Genomic DNA, 17,989 nt, shown 5'->3' on the forward strand with positions numbered 1-17,989 from the left:
TCGTCCAACAGGCCGTGAGCAAGGGGGAGTCATGCGCGTCCTGGTGCTCGGCGGAACGGGATTCCTCGGCAGGCCCTTGGTGGCGCGGGCCCTGGCGCGCGGCCTGCGCGTGACCACGTTCAACCGCGGGACGCACGGCCCTGACCACCCGGACGCCGAGGTGGTGCGCGGTGACCGCACGCGGACGCCGGACCTCCGGCGGCTGGCCGCGTGCGGGCCCTGGGACGCGGTGGTGGACACCTCGGGGATGCTCCCCCGGGACGTGCTCGCCTCGGCCCGGGAACTGGAGGGGGCCGCCGGCCGGTACGCGTTCGTCTCATCGCTGGCCGCCCTCGGCTGGCCGCGGACCGCGGTCACCGACGACTCCCGGTTACGGCCCTGCCCCTCCGACGCCGGGATCGACGACGCGGACTTCGACACCCTCAAGGCGGGCTGCGAACGGGCCGTCACGCAGGTCTTCGGACCACGACGCTCCCTCATCGTCCGGCCGGGCCTCCTGCTCGGGCCGCACGAGGACCTGGGGCGACTGCCGCGGTGGCTGAACCGCGCCGCGCGGGGCGGCAGGATCCTTGCCCCGGGGCCGCCCGACCTGCCGCTGCGCTACCTCGACGCGCGCGACCTGGCCCACTGGCTGCTCGACGTCCTCGACGGCCCGCAGCCGGCCGGGGCGCTCAACGTCACCGGACCGCCGGGACAGACCACGCTCGGTGAACTGCTGGCGCACTGCCTGGACGCCGTCGGCACCACGGGCGCGGAGACCGTCTGGGCCGACGGGGCCTTCCTACGGGCCCACGGCGCCCGTCCATGGCTCGGCCTGCCGCTGTGGGCCGCCGACGACGCCGGGGCCTGGTCCGTGGACACCTCCCGCGCGCAATCCGCCGGCCTGCGCACGCGACCCGTTGCCGAGACCGTGCGGGACACCTGGGACTGGATGACGGCCGGCGGTACGGCGGGCCGGGACTACGCGGCCGGTGCCTACGCGCTCACCCCGGCGCGGGAGGACGCCCTGCTCCGGGCCTGGGACGCCCGGGCCGACGGAGCGGGGACGCCGGACGCGGACGGCCGGGCCGGCGGTCGGGATACGGGGGCCCAGGACGCGCGGGTGCGGCAGGCGTGACCGCGCCGGTCAGCAACCCGACCCGGGGGCGGGCGGAGCCGCGTCCAGCTTCCAGTGCCCCTTGTCCGCCTCCACGAGCGTCCACGCGGTGCAGGAGGGGGTACCGGCGACGTCGACGCGCAGCGCGTCCCCGACCACCCGCACCGCGATCCGGTCCTCGGGGACGTCCTTGAGCTTGCCGAGGAAGCTCTCGGCGTATTTCTCGCCCGCCGTGTCATCCGTGAAGCGCTTCTGCAGGGCGTCCGCATCGCCTTTCCGCAGTTCCCGCTGCACCGCCTCCGCGAGCCGTTGCGGGCTCGATTCGCTGCCGTCGTCCTCCGTCGTGATGGAGAAGATGACGAGAATCAGCCACCCGGCAATTGCCGCGAAGAGCGCGATGACGCCCAGCCGCTTGCCGAGCACATGCCGTCCGGACCGGGTCGTGGTGGTCAGCCGAGTCATAAATCCCATTGAACTAAAGACGACAGGACAGGGCACTCACTTTGAGACGGCTTTCAGACGCTGACGAACGACACCGGAACGGGAGGCACTGCGCCCAGTGACGTCCGATCAGGAGCAGACCAACGACGCGGAACGGGAACTCTTCGGGGGCCGCCTCCGGATGGACGACGCGTCGGCCCGGCACGAGCAGGTGCCGCTGGAGATCCCCTTCCACAGGATGGCCGGCCGGGTCCCCGCGCTGCTGGCGCGGGCCGCCGCGATGGCCTGGGAGGTGGACCGCGTCTCCCTCGTCACCGTGGCCGTCGCGGAGGTGGGTCGCGGCACGGCCACGGCCTTCGGGCTGCTGGCCACCAACGAGGTGCTGGTCGACCTGTTCGCGGGCGGCCCGACACCGGACCGGGTGCGCGCCGCGCTGCCGTCCCTGCTGGTCGTGGCCGGTACGGCGGTACTCGTCGCGCTGCTCACGGCCGTGTCCGCGCTGGCGGTGGGCCGGCTGGAACCCCAGGTGGAGCGGGCCGCCTCGCTCCGGCTGCTCTCCCACGCGATCCGGGTGGAGCTCGCCGACCTGGAGGACGCCCGGGTACGCCGGCTCCTGGAGACGGCCGAATACGGCACCGACGCCGCGCGTCGGCTGATCGGGCACGCCGTAGCCGTGCTCAATGGCCTGATCTCATTGGTCGCGGCGGCATGGGTGCTGACCGTGCTGCACCCGCTGCTGTTACCCCTGCTCCTGCTCACCGCCATACCCAAGGGATACGGCACGGTCCGCACGGCCCGCCGGGTCTACCGCAGCATCCAGCGCTGGCTCGACCACGTACGGGTGCGCAGGCGCCTGTCCGACCTGCTGCTGGCCCCCGACCCGGCCCGCGAGCTCCGCGCCCACGCCGTAGGACCCCATCTGCTGCGGCGATACCGGGAGCTCACGGATCAGTCCACGGCGGAGCAGAAACGGCTCGCGCTGGCCGCCGCCGGCACCGACCTGGCCGCCGGTGCCGTGTCCGGCGCCGCCACCGGGGGCACGTACGCCGTCCTCGGGCTGCTCCTGGTCTCCGGACACCTGCCGATGGCCGCCGCCGGCACCGCGGTGCTGGCCGTCCGCAACACCACGAGCCAGCTGTCCGGACTGGTGCGGAACGTCAACTACCTGTACGAGCAGTCGCTCTACCTCCTGGACCTGGACCGCGCGGTGGCCCTGGCCCGCGAGCGCGCCATTCCGGCCGGCGGCCTTCCGCTGACCGGACGGCCGACCGTCCTGGAGCTCGACAGCGTCTCCTTCACCTACCGGGGGCAGGCCGCCCCCGCGGTCACGGACGTGAGCCTGCGCATTCCGCGCGGCAGCGTCGTAGCCCTGGTCGGGGACAACGGCTCGGGCAAGTCGACGCTGGCGAAACTGATCGCCGGGCTCTACCTCCCCGACTCCGGCCGACTCACCTGGGACGGCACCGACATCGGCGAGCTGGACCGCGACACCGTCTTCGACCGTGTCGCCCTCGTCGACCAGGACTTCCTCAAGTGGCCCTTCACGGCCCGCGCCAATGTGACCCTGGGGCGTCCCGAACGCGCCCACGACGAGGCCGCCCTACAGCGCTCCGCGGCGTTCGCCGACGTGGACGGCTTGATCCGGACGCTGCCCCGCGGCTGGAACACCCTCCTCGAACGCGGCTTCCACGGCGGCCAGGGCCTCTCCGGCGGCCAACAGCAGCGCTTCGCCCTGGCCCGGGCACACTTCCGCGACGCGTCCGTCGTCATCGTCGACGAACCCACCGCGGCCCTCGACGCCGCCTCCGAAATCGAGGTCTTCCACCGCATACGAGCCCTGGCGGACAGCGGCCGCACGGTCGTCCTCATCACCCACCGCCTCGCGTCGGTGCGCTGCGCCGACACCATCTACGTCCTCGACCGGGGCAAGGTGGTCGAACAGGGTGACCACGACGCCCTGCTGGCCGCCCAGGGCAGCTTCGCGGCGGCCTACCGCCTGCAGGCGGAACAGTTCCGGGACGGCCCGGAGCAGTCCCCGTACACCGGGGCGGACCGGACCACGTCGTGCCGGACGGGCGACACCGCCCCCTGAGCGGCCGAGTTGAGCCGGGCTCCTCCTTCGCACGGTCCCCGTCCCCGGGCAGTGCGGCCTGCTTGCGGGGGTGGGGCTTCTCCGGCCCGGCGCCGGGGAGGGGGATCCCGAGCCGTGTGCAGGGGGCTGGGCTCGGAGCAGTTCTTCGGCACTGGAACGAACAGCGCGGAGACCTGGAGCAACGCGACCGGGCGGCCTGAGTGTTGTGTACGTCCTGCCCGGTACGGCAGGCCTGCCTGCGGCACGCCCTGCTCATGGGCGAGTCCTACGGCGTGCGGGCTGCTTCGGCGATCCGGGCGGCGATGGAGCAGCTCTCGGAACTGCTGTCGCAGCCGGCCGAGGGGGTCAGCCGCTGCGACCGCGACGAGGGCAGCGCCTGGGGCGCCTGGGGCGCCTGGGGCGCCTGCCAGGACGAACGGCCTGGAGCCCGGCCTGCTCGACCACCGCGACCGCTGCACCCCACCGGAGCCGCTCGCCCATCGGTGGTGCGAGCGCCGACGACCACCGCCGTTCCCGAGCGGGTACACCGGCCCGGGCGGCGTCATCGGTGCGCAAGCCACAAAGACTGCAGCAGCACGCCCCGTGGGCGCCACGTTCGGCACCGATCGGGGCCGGACGTGGCGCGCCGACTCCGGAGGGGTGCGACGGGCCCGTCACGTCAGCAGGGGGCGCCAGCGGTCGGCGGACTCCCTCATGTCACCAATGACCCGTTCCAGGAACGACCCGCCTCTGACCAGCCGCCGCCCGACGGGGCTGTCGGGCCCGAACGCCTCCGCAGCCGCCATCGCGGCGTGCGCCGTTTCGAGCGTCTGCCGAGCGCTGATCACGATCGAGTGGTACCAGGCCTCGTCGTCGACCGCGTAGACGTCACAGCGCCGCTGCGGATCGCGCTCACGCCTGACGTACCCGTACTGGACCAGGAGGTTCACGGCCACGGAGACGGAGGCCGGGCTGACCTGGAGTCTGCGGGTCAGCTCCGCCGCGGTGCGCCTGCCGTCCTCGGAAAGCAGCAGGTCGACGTGCACGCGCGCGGTCATCCTCGGCATCCCGGAGCTGACCGCCAACTCAACGATCTCCTCCTCCGCCGCGTTCCCGTACGGCCGGTCCACGAGGGGATGTGCCGGTGCGCCCCGCCGCGCCCGCCGGACCGTTGCCTGGTGGGCCTGCTGGGGCCGGTAGCCGGCGGGTCCCCCGTTGCGCGAGACCTCCCTGCTGATCGTCGAGGTCGGGCGTTCGAGCCGCCTGGCGATCTCCGCATAGGACAGGCCGTCGGCGAGTCCGGCCGCGATCCGGTGGCGCTCCTGCTGGGTCAACCGTCCTCCTGGCATGGCGCCAGTATTGCCTTCAGGTGCATTCATTGCAATGCAGTGTTGCATTCGATCGCACACCATTGCATCAATTCACCGCCTTCTACCTGGAGATATGCGATCCGGCGATTGACCGCACAGTAAATGCAACGTAGCTTTCAAGGGAATCCAAACACGTCATATCGCGAGATGAGGCATGGTCATGAGCGAAGCCGTCCACACCGTCACGGCACTGCCGACGGAACGTCAGCCCGGCTGCCCCTTCGACCCTCCGGTCGAGCTGACCCATGCCCATCGACAGGGTCCCATCAGCCGGTTCACCCACCCCGGTGGCAAGCCCGGCTGGCTGATCACCGGTTACGACCTGGTGAGGTCGGTCCTGGCGGACCCGCGTTTCAGCTCGCGCAAGGAGCTGATGAACGTTGTCGACTTCGAGCTTCCTCCGGCACCGCCCGGCGAGTTCCTCCTCATGGACGAGCCGCAGCACAGCCGCTACCGCAAGCCCCTGGTCGGCAAGTTCACCGTACGGCGGATGCGGCTGCTCACTGAGCGCATCGAGCAGATCACCGCCGAATGCCTGGACGCCATGGAGCAGGCCGGGCCGACTGCGGACCTTGTGTCCGCGTTCGCCAAGCCCATCCCCACCATCGTGATCTGCGAGATCCTGGGCGTCCCGTACGAGGACCGGGCCTCCTTCCAGGAGCAGATCGACGCGTTCATGGGCGGGGAGGTGAGCGACGAGGAACTGATCGCGGCCTACACCGCGACCCAGGAGTACCTCGCGCGCCTCGTCGCCGCCAAGCGCGCGAACCCCACCGACGACGTGCTCAGCGAGCTCACCGACAGCGACCTGACCGATGAGGAGCTGAAGGGGATCAGCCTCATCCTGCTGGCGGCCGGCTTCGACACCACCGCCAACATGCTGTCCCTCGGCACCTTCGCGCTGCTGCAGAACCCGGCGCAGCTGGCCGCGCTGCGCGCCGACCCCGCGCTCACCGACGGCGCGGTGGAGGAGCTCCTGCGGTACCTCAGCGTCGCCAAGACCTTCCACCGGACGGCGCTGGAGGACGTCGAGGTCGGCGGCCAGACCATCGAGGCCGGCACGACGGTCGTCCTGTCGCTCAACACCGCCAACCGCGACCCCGGCCGCTTCACCGACCCCGACGTGCTCGACGTCCGGCGGCCGTACGACGGACACTTGGCCTTCAGCCACGGCATCCACCAGTGCCTGGGCCAGCAGCTGGCCCGCGTCGAGATGCGGGTGGCGTTCCGTGCCTTGATCGAACGCTTCCCGGCGCTGCGCCTGGCCGTACCGGCTGACGAAGTCCGCCTGCGCCCCGAGGCCGCCGACATCTTCGGCGTGAAGAGCCTCCCGGTCACCTGGGAAGAGAATTGAGCACGGCCCGCCTGAGCATCGACCGTGAGCGCTGCATCGGCGCCGGGATGTGCGCCATGACCGCCCCGGAGGTGTTCGACCAGGACACCGATGACGGCCTGGTGGTCCTGCTGCAGGCCGAGCCGGCCGCCGAGCGGGTCACGGCCGCGCGGATGGCTGCCGGCGTTTGCCCCTCCGGGGCGATAGTCCTCAACGAGCCGTAGGCAGGTACCGGTTCAGGAAGCCGGCCGCCGTCCCGGTGAGCGGCATCAGCCGAGCCCGGAGACCTTGAACACGGACCGGGCCGCCTCGCGGTCGATGTGCTCGGCCAGGTGCCGCAGGGTGGCGGTCCCCCCGGCCGACAGCGTGCCGCGCCGCACCGATGCCCGTGCGTCGGTGTCGAAGCCGTGCCACAGGGCGGGGTTGCGGGCCAGTACGCCCGGGTCGATCTCCGCCCGGCGGCCTTCGGCGTCCCGCAGGATCAGGCGCTGGGCCGCCACCCGTACGCGGGGCGGCAGCAGGACGACGCATAGCAGCAGGCCGAGCCCCGTCCACACGACGCCGCGCTGCCAGGTGGTGGAATCAGCGGCCCAGTCGATGGTCTGCAACCCTGCAACGAGCAGCCCGGCCACCACGGTCGCGGAACGGCGTTCACCGGCCCATTCGGCATCCTGCTCGGCGTCGGACCGGGAGGCGGGCGGCACCGTACGCGGTTCCTCACTCGCCCTCAGCCGTTCCGGTCCCGAACCGGTGGACCCTCGCTCCATGGGGAAGGAGGCCAGGTGCGGACGCCCGCCCTCCTGGAGCCTGCCACGCCAGGACGGCACACCCTTCACTTCCAGCAGCCGGGCTTCGACAGCAGCCCGGCGGAGCGCCGACAGGCTGCCCAGGCTGTCACCGACACCGACGACGACCTTCGGCACGAGCCCCTGGTGACGCGGCTGACGCGGGCGTGGCAGTCGCCGCCGTGTCGGCCCGACGACTACGACACCAAGCCGCCGCCACGCTTCGCTTGGCGGCCCGCGTCGATCTCTCAGGGAGCACTCACTCCGAGATTCTGTCGGCTGACATTGCCGGCGCCGGGGCTGTTGATGTTGTTGTTCGTAGTGATGTTGTTATACGCCGGAAGGACACCGCTGACGTTGACGGGGAGGATGGATCCCCCTCCGTTCCCGTTCCCGTTCCCGCCGTTGTCGCAGTCTCCACCGGTGATCGTCGTGGGCTCGTCCGTCACCGAATCGCTGAGACCGGTGAAGGGAGCGGTGACCGTGGCACTGTTTGTGACCGTGCAGGGCGCGTCGGCTGCGACGGCAACGAGAATCCTGACGACGTAACTCTGCCCGATCCCCAAAATGCCGCTGGTGCAACTGGCCAGCCTCGTTCCCACGCCCTCACACTCGACATCAGAGCTGGGGATAAAACCGGCGACAAGGAGTCCCTCGGGGAGGGTGTCCGTCAACAGGGTCGCGATGGGGGTCGCCTCATTTCCCACGTTGGTGACCGTTACGGTGTAGATGCCTTGCCCGTTACGGGGGAAACTCCCTTCGTGGGTCTTGGTGATTTCCAGCTGGGCCTGAGCGTACGCGGGCGTGACTCCGAGCCCAAAAGGCAGTACCAGGCCAAGCCCAAGGACCGTTCCCAGAGCGGAAATCCGTTGAAGCAGCGAGCTCGTCAGCATGATGCCCTCTCCTACCGGGTGATGATCCTTCGCCTTTTCACGACACGGTCGCGAAACCGGCGCGCGCACATCGCGCGCGGATACGTGTGCCAGAGAGAACGCCCGGGAGCAGACCTGATTACGGGAGACGGCTACGGATCACCCGATCGCCCGTCCTGAAATGCCTCCCTCGCCAGAGCGGGGGCACATGGTGTGCTCTACGTTCCAGAGGGGGTTAGTACTGCAACCCCGACTAGCACGGCAAACACCGTTGCAGTGCTGGGCGGCGGCGCTTCCCGCGAGCCGGCACTGCTCCCCCACTGGCTCCCTCGCGGGTCGAGAGGTGGCGTCCGGACAGCCGGCCCGGTACCGACTGGCCATCGCCGTCAGCACGCATCGTGGACGCGCATGCCGACGCGATCGGAACATCTCCCCTGGCACACCTGTCGGTTCCTTCAAGCTGCAAGGCCGCGGACCCGATGCGCGCCGAATGTCGAAGTCCGACGCTGCACAGTCAGCACCGAACCAGCACGGGAGTCAGCACCGCCGCACCGAAACGGACGGAATTCTGCAGATCCGGCGCCATGCAGAAGGGCTTCCTCCGGGGGTGAGAATGAGCCGGCGATGGCCATGTGGTGGTGCGGCACACAAGTCGGACTGTGAATGTGATGGTCCGCCACATATGACGCTGACCTGGGGACTTCTACGTTGTGGCCACACCTGACGTCCCCCGCAGACACCCTGGAAGTGGTGCACATGGTCTCCCCCGCAGCGAGCAGAACGAGCCCGTCCGGCATACGCAGGATCGTCGCCGCGAGCCTCGTCGGGACCACCATCGAGTGGTACGACAACTCATCCGAACAGAGCTACGACCTGCGGTTTTCCGATCATTGACACCAAAGAACCAGCACCGAACCAGCACCGGGATTCAGCGGGCGTGGCAAGCGTTCGCGACCCGCTCGCAATCCGCCTCCTCGGCGCGGCTCCACAAGCCGAGCATTGTCACCGAAGGTAACGAGGGCGGGTGCGCCGATCGGGCCGCGGGGCTGCAGGGTGACGGCGCCGACGGCGGTGCCCCGGCACCGGAGTTCCCGTAGCACTCCCACGGCGCCGCCGAACGGTGCGATGTCCTGTGCGGCAACCGCGAAGGCGCTCTCCAGTACGAACGCCAGGTCCGTCGGAACCGAGCCACCCGTGCGCGAGGCGGCAGCAGGCCGAGCCCCGGGCGCAGCGGGTCAGGCACAGGCGGCGGAGCCAGGCGCGGAGGGCGGCGTGCCGCAATCGATGGCACAAGATCAGACCCGTGCCGTACATGCCGCCGGCCGGCCGGTCCCCCGGAGGGGACGCGCAGCCGGCCGGCGGACGGGCTTCTCGTCGCGGGAGGAACCGCGGCGAGTGCGAGTGGATCAGGCAGCGGCGAGGGAGATCTCGGTGGCCTTGATCAGCGCGACCACGGAGGTGCCGGCGGCAAGGCCGAGCTCCTGGGCGGCGTCGGCGGTGATCGCGGCGGTCAGGCCGCCACCGTTCACGTCGACCTTGACGGAGGCCATGGCCGCGCCGGCGGCCACGTCGACGACGGTACCCGCGAGCTGATTGCGGATCGACAGGCCCTCGACGGGGCCGGTGGCCAGGGAGACCTCGGTCGCCTTCACGAGCGCCTTGACCGCCGAGCCCTCCGCGAGACCGAGCTCCTTCGCGGCGTCGGTGGTGATCGCGGCGGTGATGTCCTGACCGCCCTCCAGGCGCACCTTGACCGAGGTCATGGCCTCACCGGAGGTGACGGCGGTGACGGTGCCGGCGATCTGGTTGCGGATGGACAGGCTCATGGAAAACCACGCCTCACTCAAATAGGGGGACGAAACGATGCGGGCCGGTGTGACCTGCGTCATGAACGACATTACCGGACCCGAAGCAAGGGAATTTCCCGCCGGGTCGCAGGCTCCAACCAAATGGCCGCATCCGCATGGCGTATCGGAGAAAGGTCGTCAGGCCCGACTTGACCAGGGCTCCCGCCCCTCCCTGGCCTGGACTTCCGACACGTTTACGGGCCTGCGGCATCTGCTATGCGAAGCCTCTCCGGGCGCCGCAAATTCGGGCTGCTGTGGTATTGATGGATTGCAAATACGGTAGAGATCCCCTGGCGGTAGCCGCAATTGCCTCGGGTTGCCCACGCCCCCGACGAGAAATGAATCCGCACCCATGGCTTTCCCTCCTGTTCCTGTCCGCGCGCGTACGGCGGTCGCCGTACTGGCCGGATCGGCCCTGCTGGTTCCGGCACTGGCCGCCTGTGGCGGCAGCGGCGGCTCCGACGGCACTGCGGCATCCAGCCCGTCCGGATCGAGCTCCGCTTCGGCTCCGGCGGCGAAGCTGACGGTGCTGGCGGCCGCTTCGCTGACCGACGTCTTCAAGACCGCCGGGGCGGAGTACGAGAAGACGCACCCGGGCTCGAAGGTCACGTTCTCCTTCGCGGGCTCGCAGGAACTGGCCGCCCAGGTGAAGCAGGGCGCTCCCGCCGACGCTCTGGTGACGGCTGACACGAAGACGATGGACGGGCTGAAAGCGGAGGTGAACGACCCCGAGGTCATCGCGAAGAACCGTCTCGTCATCGCGACTGCCCCTGGCAACCCGATGAAGATCGGCAGCTTGAAGGACCTCGCCGACACGAAGGTCAAGGTGGTGCTCGCGGCCCCCGAAGTCCCCGCCGGCCGGTACAGCAAGGAGATCCTCGACAAGCAGGGGATCGCGGTGAAGCCGGTCTCGCAGGAGCCGAACGTCCGCGCGGCACTGTCGAAGGTCGAGCTCGGGGAGGCGGATGCCGCCCTGGTGTACAAGACCGATGCCGAAGCGGCGAAGGGGAAGGTCGACGCCGTGGAGATCCCCGACGACCAGAACGCCGTCGCCTCCTACCCCGCCGCGTCCCTGAAGGCCTCCAAGTCCCCCGAAGCCGCAGCCGAGTTCGTCACGTGGCTGGCAAGCCCTGAGGCGCAGAAGATCCTCCGGGCCGCGGGGTTCCAGCAGCCCTGACCGAGGGACACGCCCCAAGGCCGTTCGACAGGCCCCCGGTCCCGGCGTCCGAGGGCCCGGGTGGTTTCACGAGGAGAGCGATGACTGCGCCGCAGGCCACCGGCCGAGACGACTCCGTCGGGACCCGCCCTGGCGGCCCGGACTCCGCACCTCCGCGGTTTCGGAGGCCCGGATCCCGGCCTCCGCTGGCCCTCGCGCTGCCGGCGCTGGTCGCGGTCGCCTTCCTGATGATTCCGCTGATCGGGATCCTGGTCCGCACGCAGTGGAGCGAGCTGGGGACCCACCTCACCACGCCGGGTGCGGTCCAGGCGCTGAAGCTGTCGCTGTTCGTCTCGTTCTGCGCGCTGGGCATCTCGCTCGTGCTGGGCGTGCCGCTGGCGTGGCTGCTGGCCCGGGTCGAGTTCCGCGGCAAGACACTGGTGCGGTCCCTGGTGCTGCTGCCGATGGTGCTGCCCCCGACCGTCGGAGGTGTCGCCCTGCTGCTCGGCTTCGGACGGCGCGGGCTGCTCGGCCCGTTCCTGCAGGACACCTTCGGCATCACGCTCCCCTTCCACACCTCCGGTGCCGTCGTGGCGGCCACGTTCGTGGCCATGCCCTTCCTGGTCATCAGTCTGGAAGGGGCGCTGGGCGGGCTGCGCCCCGGCTACGAGGAGACCGCGGCCTCCCTCGGCGCCTCGCCCCTGCGCGTGTTCCTGACCGTGACGGTTCCGATGGTCGCGCCCGGGCTGATCGCGGGGGCCGCGCTCACCTGGGCCCGTGCCCTGGGTGAGTTCGGGGCGACCATCACGTTCGCCGGCAATCTGCCGGGCGTCACGCAGACCCTTCCCCTCCAGGTGTACCTGCTCCTCCAGGACTCCCCCGAGGCCGCGACCTCCCTGTCCCTGCTGCTGCTCGCCATCGCCATGCTCGTGCTGATCGGGCTGCGCGGAAGGTGGACCAGCGGGCACGCCGTCCGCGATGTCCACCACAAGGCCCTGACGGACGACCCGGTGGCCGGCGCCCCCGAACCGGCCGCGCCCCAGCCGCTGCCCGACGGCGAACGCTGGGCGCTCCATGCGGAGGTCACCGGCTTCAACGAACTCACCCTCGACGCCGCGCCGGGTACCACCATCGCCGTCGTCGGTGAGAACGGCGCCGGCAAGACCACCCTGCTACGGGCCCTCCTCGGGCTCACTCCGCGCGCCCATGCCGAGCTGCGGCTCGGCGACACGGACGTCACTGCATTGGCTCCGCACCGCCGCGGAGTCGCGTGGGTGCCACAGGACGGCGCCCTCTTCCCCCACCTGAACGCCCTGGCCAACACCGCGTTCGGACTGCGTGCCCAGGGCACGTCCAAGAAGGAGGCACGGCGCGAGGCGCAGCTCTGGCTGGACCGGCTCGGCGTCGGGCACCTCGCCGGCCGCAAGCCCGCCCAGCTCTCCGGCGGTCAGGCCCAGCGCGTCGCCCTCGCCCGCGCCCTCGCCGCCCGCCCCCGGCTGCTGCTCCTCGACGAGCCGCTCGCCGCCCTCGACCAGACCACCCGTGCCCGGGTCCGCCACACCCTGCGCACGCACCTGGGCGGGTTCGGCGGGGTCTGCCTGCTGGTCACCCACGACCCCGTCGAGGCGGTGTCGCTGGCCGACCGCGTCCTCGTCCTCGACCACGGGCGGGCCCTGCAGGACGCGCCGCCGACCGAGGTCACCCGCCATCCCCGCTCTCCCTGGGTCGCACGGATGCTCGGCCGCAACGCGTGGCCCGGCACGACTACCGCCGACGGGCTCGCCCTGGAGGCCGGAGGGAACCTCGTGGTCGCCGACGCCGCACGGGGTGGCCTTGCGGCGCTGGCGATCGTCGCGCCGGAGGCCGTTTCCCTGCACACGGAGCGCCCCTCCGGCAGCCCCCGCAACGTCTGGGCGGGAACCGTGCGCGAGATCACCGCCACCGGCAGCCGCCTGCGCGTCCTCATCGCCTCCGAGACCACGGCGGACACCGTCGCCGAGATCACCCCGCAGGCCGCCGCCGAACTCGGCGTCGCCGACGGCACACCGGTCTGGTGCAGCGTCAAAGCCACCGAGATCACCCTCGTCACCCTGTGACGCCCTCGGGGCCCGGGGCCGTCAGTAGACGTCTCGTACGTACCGCTTGTCGGCAGCCAGGCGCCTCACGAAGGCGTCCGCCTCGTCGGCGGCCATGGCTCCGTGAGTACCGACGACCTCTTTGAGGGCCTGGTCGACGTCCTTGGCCATGCGTGCCGCGTCACCGCAGACGTAGAAGTGGGCACCGTTCTGCAGCCACTGCCACAGGCGGGCTCCGTTCTCCCGCATGCGGTCCTGGACGTAGATCTTGTTGCGCTGGTCCCGGGAGAACGCGAGGTCCAGCCGGTCGAGGTGGCCGGACTCCGTGAAGCCTTCGAGGTCGTGGCGGTAGTAGAAGTCGGTGGCTCGGCGCTGTTCACCGAAGAAGAGCCAGTTGGGCCCGGTGTGGCCGCGGGCCCGGCGGTCTTCGAGGAACCCGACGAACGGGGCCACACCGGTTCCGGGTCCAACCATGATCATGGGGGTGGCGGGGTCGGCGGGCGGGCGGAAGTGGGGCGAGCGCTGTACGTAGACCTGGACGGGGCCGTCGTCCGCGCAGTCGGCGAGGTAGGTGGAGCACACGCCCTTGCGGTCCCGGCCGAAGCCGTTGCCGTAGCGGACGACCGAGACCGTGAGGCGTACCTCGCCGGGATGCGCGAGGGGGCTGGAGGAGATGGAGTAGAGGCGGGGCTGGAGCCGCTTGAGGACGGCGGCCCACTCGCCCGCCGAGGCCCGCACGGGGAAGAGCGCGAGGACGTCGGCGGCCTGACGGCCCCAACTCCACTGTGCCAGCGCATCCTTGTTGTCCGCACGCAGCAGCCGTTTGAGGTCGTGACTGCCGGTACGGTCACACACGAACCGGAGCAGGTCTCCGGTGATCCGGGTGATGTCGAGGCGGGTGCGCAGTGCCTCCCGGAGCGGGAGGGGCGTGCCGTCGCCCGCGTCGACGGGTTCGTCGGGATCAAGTCCGGTGAGGGCGAGCCACTCGGCGACGAGGGCGTGGCCGTTGGTCGGCCAGACGCCGAGGGCGTCGCCGGCTTCGTAGGTGAGTTCACCGGCGCGGGTGTCGAAGGCGAACTGCCGTACCTCCTTCGCGGAGCCCGGGAGGCTCAGCAGCCGGTTGCCGATCAGGAGGGTGGCGAACGGTGACGCCTTGCCGTAGGCACCCGGCGCCGGCGCCGATGTGGCAACGGGCTTGGCGGGCGGCGGATCCTGGGGCGCGGCCAGGGCGGAGAGGACGTCTCGGAGCCATTGTTCGGCTGTCTCCTCGAAGTCGGGTTCGCACTCCGTGCGCGGCGCGAGCCGGGTGGCGCCGAGGGCGTCCAGGCGTTCGTCGAGCCGGCGGCCGTGGCCGCAGAAGTCGTCGTACGAGGAGTCGCCGAAGGCCAGTACCGCGTACCGGACTCCCTCCAGTCTCCCGACTTCGGGCGCGGACAGGGCTTGCCAGAAGGCTGCGCCGTTGTCCGGAGCGTCTCCGTCGCCGAACGTACTGGTGACCACCAGCAGGTCCGTGCCGGCTTTGAGGGCGGCCGGTTCCGCTTCCGTCATCGGCAGCAGTTCGGCGGTCCTGCCCGCCTCTGTGAGGCGGGCAGCGGCGGTGGCGGCGCATTCCTCCGCGTTGCCGGTCTGCGAGGCCCACAGAACGATCAGACGGCGGGCTGTTCCGGCGGCCGGGACCGTCGGCGCGGCGGCCGGCCGGGCGGCCCCGGACCGGGGCGAGGCCTCGGGACCGCGCGAGAACATGCCGGCGAGGACGCCGTCGACCCAGAGTGCCGTGTCCGCGGCGAGGGGTGCGCCCGCGGGCAGGACCGGAACCCGCCCGTCAGCCGGGGTTGCGGCGAGGCCTGCGAGGAAGCCCGTGAGGTAGCGGCGCTCGGGCCCGGCGAGCTGCACCGGGGGCGTATCGCCGAGGCCGAGGACGGCGGCGAGTGCGGGGAGCACGGAATCCGACGACGCCGCCGCGCCGGGAGTGGCAGCTACGGCCACCGGCTGCGCCTTCGGTGCCGTCGACTCGGCCAGGGGGTCCCCGCCGGTTCGTACGGCCGCTGCCGGGGCGGCGGTCTTGGTGAGCGTGACGGCGCAGGCCTTGAACTCGGGCTGGAAGGAGATCGGGTCGACGGCGTCGCTGGTCACCGCGTTGATGCTGAGGTATTCGCCGAACAGGTCGTTCCAGTGGAACGGGGCGAAGACGGTGCCGGGGCGTACCCGGTCGGTGATCACCGCGGGCAGTACGGCGCGGCCCCGGCGGGAGGCGACCTCCAGGTGGTCTCCTTCGGCGACCCCCAGGGCGGCGGCGTCCTCGGGGTGGACCTCGATGAACGGCCCCGGGTTGAGCCTGGTCAGTTTCGCGACCTTGCCCGTCTTCGTCATGGTGTGCCACTGGTGCTGCAGGCGGCCGGTGTTGAGGACGTACGGGTAGTCGTCGTCCGGGAGCTCGGCCGCCGGCAGGTGGGGGCGGGCGAAGAACCGGGCGCGCCCGCTCGTGGTGGGGAAGGCCAGTCGGGGGCGGCTGCCGTCCTCCCGCTCCAGCAGTGTCTGGCTCACGCCGTCGTTGAGGTAGCGGACGGGGTTCCGGTCGGGGCCGTCGACCGTCGGCGCCGGCCACTGCACGGGCGTGCCGCGCAGCCGCTCGTAGGTGACGCCGCGCAGGTCCCAGCCGGTCTGCGGGTTCCACGCCTGCTTCAGCTCCTCGAACACCTCCTCGGAGGAGGCGTAGGTGAAGGCGTCGGCGTAGCCCATCGCGCAGGCGACGCGGGCGATCAGCTGCCAGTCGGGCAGTGCCTGGCCGGGCGGGTCGAGGGCTCCTTGGACGAGGGTGAGGTTGCGTTCGGAGTTGATCATGATGCCGTCGGACTCCGCCCACAGCGTGGCGGGCAGTACGACGTCGGCGTAGGCGTTGGTCTCGGTCTCGGCGAAGACGTCCTGGGTGATGACGAGTTCGGCGGCCTCCAGGGCGGAGATGACGGTCTTGCGGTTGGCGACGGAGGCGACGGGGTTGGTGCAGATGATCCAGCAGGCTTTGATGTCGCCGGCGGCCATCCGCTCGAACATCTCGATCGTGCCGCGCCCGACGTCGGTGCGGAGGGAGCCCTCGGGGATGTTCCACAGGCGCTCGATGAAGGCGCGTTCGGCGTCGACCAGGACGGAGCGCTGTCCGGGTAGACCGGGGCCCATGTATCCCATCTCGCGGCCGCCCATGGCGTTGGGCTGCCCGGTGAGCGAGAACGGCCCCGACCCGGGCCGGCAGATGGCGCCGGTGGCCAGATGGAGGTTGACCAGGGCGTTGGTGTTCCAGGTGCCGTGAGTGGACTGGTTCAGGCCCATGGTCCAGCAGCTCATCCACTCGCCGGCCTCGCCGATCCACTGCGCGGCCTGCCGGATGTCGTCCTCGGCGAGGCCGGTGATCCGCGCGACCTTCTCGGGCGGGTGGTCCGCGAGGAAGGCCGGCATGTCCTCCCAGCCCTCGGTGGACTCGGCGATGAACGCCTCGTCCGTGTGACCGTTCGCCACGAGCAGGTGGAGCAGGCCGTTGAGGAGGGCGAGGTCGGTCCCGGGCTTGATCTGGAGGAAGAGGTCGGCCTTGTCCGCGGTGGCGTTGCGGCGCGGGTCGACGACGATCAGCCTGGCCCCGGCTTTGACGCGGTCCATCATGCGCAGGAAGAGGATGGGGTGGCAGTCGGCCATGTTGGCGCCGATGACGAAGAACGCGTCCGCGCGGTCGAAGTCCCGGTAGGAGCCGGGCGGGCCGTCGGCCCCCAGCGACAGCTTGTAGCCCGATCCGGCGGAGGCCATGCACAGCCGGGAGTTCGATTCGATCTGGTTCGTCCGCACGAAGCCCTTGGCGAGCTTGTTCGCCAGGTACTGCGCCTCCAGGGACATCTGCCCGGAGACGTAGAAGGAGAGGGCGTCGGGCCCGTGCTCGTCCAGGATCGACCGCAGCCGGGCGGCGACCGACGCGATGGCCTCCTCGACGTCGGTCCCGGTCGCAGGGGCGCCGCGCTCCGCCCGCACCAGGGCCTGCTCCAGCCGCCCCGGCGCGGCCATCATGTCCGCGCTCGTCGCCCCCTTCGTGCAGAGGCGACCGGAGTTGGCGGGGTGCTCCTTGTCCCCGGACACCTTCACGACGCGGCGTCGTCCGTCGGCAGGAGCGGGCGCCACGTCCAGCACGATCCCGCAGCCGACTCCGCAGTACGAGCAGACCGTACGTACCCCGCCGGCCTTCGCGCCAGATGCCACCGAACCCCACCCCTTGGCGTACCTCGTCCGACCGGGACCGCCCCGCCGACGGCGGACGGCCCCACGACCAGCACCGTAGGGAGATCGGATTACCGGCCCGTCACGCCGCAGGGAGAGGAGGGGTTACGCCCCGCGCACACGCTGCGAACACGTCGTGTGAGGCGCACGTACGCAGCCCCCTGACGACGGGAAGCGGGGGAACCTGCACGTCACCGGTACGGACACAGGGACGGACAGGGTTCCCGACATCGACGGACAGCATGATCGGGTGCTCATCTCTGGCCCCCACCACCGTCTTCGACCTCGACGGCACGCTCTGCTTCGACGGACGGTCGATGGACAGCCGGATCGTCTCCGCCATCCAGTCCTGTGAACGAGCCGGCCACCGGCTGGTGTTCGCCTCCGCGCGGCCGGTCCGCGACATGCTGCCCGTCCTTGACGGAGCCTTCCCCGACGCGACCCTGATCGGCGGCAACGGCAGCCTCGTCTCCGTCGGCAGCGGGGTCCGCGCCCGGGCCGCCTTCACGCCCGCGACGCTGGCCGCCCTGCTGGAAGCGGTCGGACGGCACGCGGCCACCTACCTGGCCGACGGCCCCTGGGACTACGCCTACACGGGCCCCGCCGACCACCCGATCCTGGGCCGCGTCGACCAGGGTGCCCTCGCCTCCCGGGTCGACCTCGGCATCACCGACTACGCCGCCTTGGGC

The 17,989-nt window shown here is 71.1% G+C and carries 12 protein-coding genes and 2 pseudogenes; 8 read left to right on the plus strand and 6 right to left on the minus strand.

Features of this window, described 5'->3' with window-relative positions; all coding sequences use genetic code 11:
* Positions 1-31: 31 nt before the first annotated feature.
* Entirely contained in the window at positions 32-1,117 is a 1,086-nt protein-coding gene (locus tag ACQKM2_RS07125; RefSeq protein ID WP_427707291.1) for an NAD-dependent epimerase/dehydratase family protein, read from the plus strand.
* 9 nt (positions 1,118-1,126) lie between these two features.
* Here ACQKM2_RS07125 and ACQKM2_RS07130 read toward each other — a convergent pair whose 3' ends face one another.
* The gene (locus ACQKM2_RS07130; RefSeq protein WP_427707292.1) at positions 1,127-1,558 is read right to left on the minus strand and encodes a hypothetical protein; all 432 of its coding nucleotides are present in this window, start codon (positions 1,556-1,558) and stop codon (positions 1,127-1,129) included.
* A gap of 97 nt (positions 1,559-1,655) precedes the next feature.
* On the opposite strand from ACQKM2_RS07130, the gene ACQKM2_RS07135 reads away from it, so the two are divergent.
* Together ACQKM2_RS07135 and ACQKM2_RS07140 are read left to right on the plus strand one after the other, a co-directional pair.
* Positions 1,656-3,629 (plus strand): ABC transporter ATP-binding protein, encoded by a 1,974-nt coding sequence (locus tag ACQKM2_RS07135; RefSeq protein WP_427707293.1) that lies wholly within the window; start codon positions 1,656-1,658, stop codon positions 3,627-3,629.
* A gap of 200 nt (positions 3,630-3,829) precedes the next feature.
* Positions 3,830-3,898, plus strand: a pseudogene (locus ACQKM2_RS07140) (WhiB family transcriptional regulator); the annotation flags it as partial.
* Between the two features lie 384 nt (positions 3,899-4,282).
* Here the strand turns inward: ACQKM2_RS07140 and ACQKM2_RS07145 are convergent.
* Positions 4,283-4,957 carry a helix-turn-helix domain-containing protein gene (locus ACQKM2_RS07145; protein WP_427707294.1) on the minus strand — a complete coding sequence of 225 codons (675 nt, stop codon included), beginning with the start codon at positions 4,955-4,957 and terminating at the stop codon, positions 4,283-4,285.
* Positions 4,958-5,138: 181 nt separating this feature from the next.
* Between ACQKM2_RS07145 and ACQKM2_RS07150 the strand changes: the two genes are divergently transcribed.
* Both ACQKM2_RS07150 and ACQKM2_RS07155 read left to right on the plus strand, forming a co-directional pair.
* Positions 5,139-6,332 carry a cytochrome P450 gene (locus tag ACQKM2_RS07150; RefSeq protein ID WP_427707295.1) on the plus strand — a complete coding sequence of 398 codons (1,194 nt, stop codon included), beginning with the start codon at positions 5,139-5,141 and terminating at the stop codon, positions 6,330-6,332.
* Positions 6,329-6,535, plus strand: a complete 207-nt coding sequence (locus tag ACQKM2_RS07155) for a ferredoxin (RefSeq protein ID WP_427707296.1) — start codon at positions 6,329-6,331, stop codon at positions 6,533-6,535. Before ACQKM2_RS07150 ends, ACQKM2_RS07155 begins: the two co-directional genes overlap by 4 nt.
* Positions 6,536-6,580: 45 nt before the next feature.
* Here the strand turns inward: ACQKM2_RS07155 and ACQKM2_RS07160 are convergent, their stop codons facing one another.
* The 3 genes from ACQKM2_RS07160 to ACQKM2_RS07170 all read right to left on the minus strand — a co-directional run bounded on the left by ACQKM2_RS07160 (position 6,581) and on the right by ACQKM2_RS07170 (position 9,794).
* The gene (locus ACQKM2_RS07160) at positions 6,581-7,234 is read right to left on the minus strand and encodes a hypothetical protein (RefSeq protein ID WP_427707297.1); all 654 of its coding nucleotides are present in this window, start codon (positions 7,232-7,234) and stop codon (positions 6,581-6,583) included.
* A 110-nt stretch (positions 7,235-7,344) separates the two neighbouring features.
* Positions 7,345-7,989 (minus strand): hypothetical protein, encoded by a 645-nt coding sequence (locus ACQKM2_RS07165; RefSeq protein WP_427707298.1) that lies wholly within the window; start codon positions 7,987-7,989, stop codon positions 7,345-7,347.
* 1,385 nt (positions 7,990-9,374) lie between these two features.
* Positions 9,375-9,794 carry a TOBE domain-containing protein gene (locus ACQKM2_RS07170; protein WP_427707299.1) on the minus strand — a complete coding sequence of 140 codons (420 nt, stop codon included), beginning with the start codon at positions 9,792-9,794 and terminating at the stop codon, positions 9,375-9,377.
* 373 nt (positions 9,795-10,167) lie between these two features.
* Here ACQKM2_RS07170 and modA point away from each other — a divergent pair, with 373 nt between their 5' ends.
* The gene (gene modA, locus ACQKM2_RS07175; protein ID WP_427707300.1) at positions 10,168-10,992 is read left to right on the plus strand and encodes a molybdate ABC transporter substrate-binding protein; all 825 of its coding nucleotides are present in this window, start codon (positions 10,168-10,170) and stop codon (positions 10,990-10,992) included.
* A gap of 227 nt (positions 10,993-11,219) precedes the next feature.
* Positions 11,220-13,067, plus strand: coding sequence for an ABC transporter permease (locus ACQKM2_RS07180; RefSeq protein WP_427707390.1), 1,848 nt, complete (start codon positions 11,220-11,222; stop codon positions 13,065-13,067).
* A gap of 21 nt (positions 13,068-13,088) precedes the next feature.
* Here the strand turns inward: ACQKM2_RS07180 and ACQKM2_RS07185 are convergent, their stop codons facing one another.
* Entirely contained in the window at positions 13,089-17,282 is a 4,194-nt protein-coding gene (locus ACQKM2_RS07185; RefSeq protein WP_427707301.1) for a molybdopterin-dependent oxidoreductase, read from the minus strand.
* Between the two features lie 260 nt (positions 17,283-17,542).
* Here ACQKM2_RS07185 and ACQKM2_RS07190 point away from each other — a divergent pair.
* Positions 17,543-17,842: pseudogene (locus tag ACQKM2_RS07190) on the plus strand (HAD family hydrolase); the annotation flags it as partial.
* Positions 17,843-17,989: the final 147 nt, after the last annotated feature.

It is taken from the genome of Streptomyces sp. NPDC004126, assembly GCF_050275515.1.
Lineage (GTDB): Bacteria > Actinomycetota > Actinomycetes > Streptomycetales > Streptomycetaceae > Streptomyces.

Excerpts from the sequence above, each read along its gene's own strand:
- modA (WP_427707300.1), top strand. The coding sequence starts at position 10,168 with ATGGCTTTCCCTCCTGTTCCTGTCCGCGCGCGTACGGCGGTCGCCGTA.
- ACQKM2_RS07180 (WP_427707390.1), top strand. The coding sequence starts at position 11,220 with ATGATTCCGCTGATCGGGATCCTGGTCCGCACGCAGTGGAGCGAGCTG.
- ACQKM2_RS07130 (WP_427707292.1), bottom strand. The coding sequence starts at position 1,558 with ATGACTCGGCTGACCACCACGACCCGGTCCGGACGGCATGTGCTCGGC.
- ACQKM2_RS07150 (WP_427707295.1), top strand. The coding sequence starts at position 5,139 with ATGAGCGAAGCCGTCCACACCGTCACGGCACTGCCGACGGAACGTCAG.
- ACQKM2_RS07170 (WP_427707299.1), bottom strand. The coding sequence starts at position 9,794 with ATGAGCCTGTCCATCCGCAACCAGATCGCCGGCACCGTCACCGCCGTC.
- ACQKM2_RS07125 (WP_427707291.1), top strand. The coding sequence starts at position 32 with ATGCGCGTCCTGGTGCTCGGCGGAACGGGATTCCTCGGCAGGCCCTTG.
- ACQKM2_RS07145 (WP_427707294.1), bottom strand. The coding sequence starts at position 4,957 with ATGCCAGGAGGACGGTTGACCCAGCAGGAGCGCCACCGGATCGCGGCC.
- ACQKM2_RS07165 (WP_427707298.1), bottom strand. The coding sequence starts at position 7,989 with ATGCTGACGAGCTCGCTGCTTCAACGGATTTCCGCTCTGGGAACGGTC.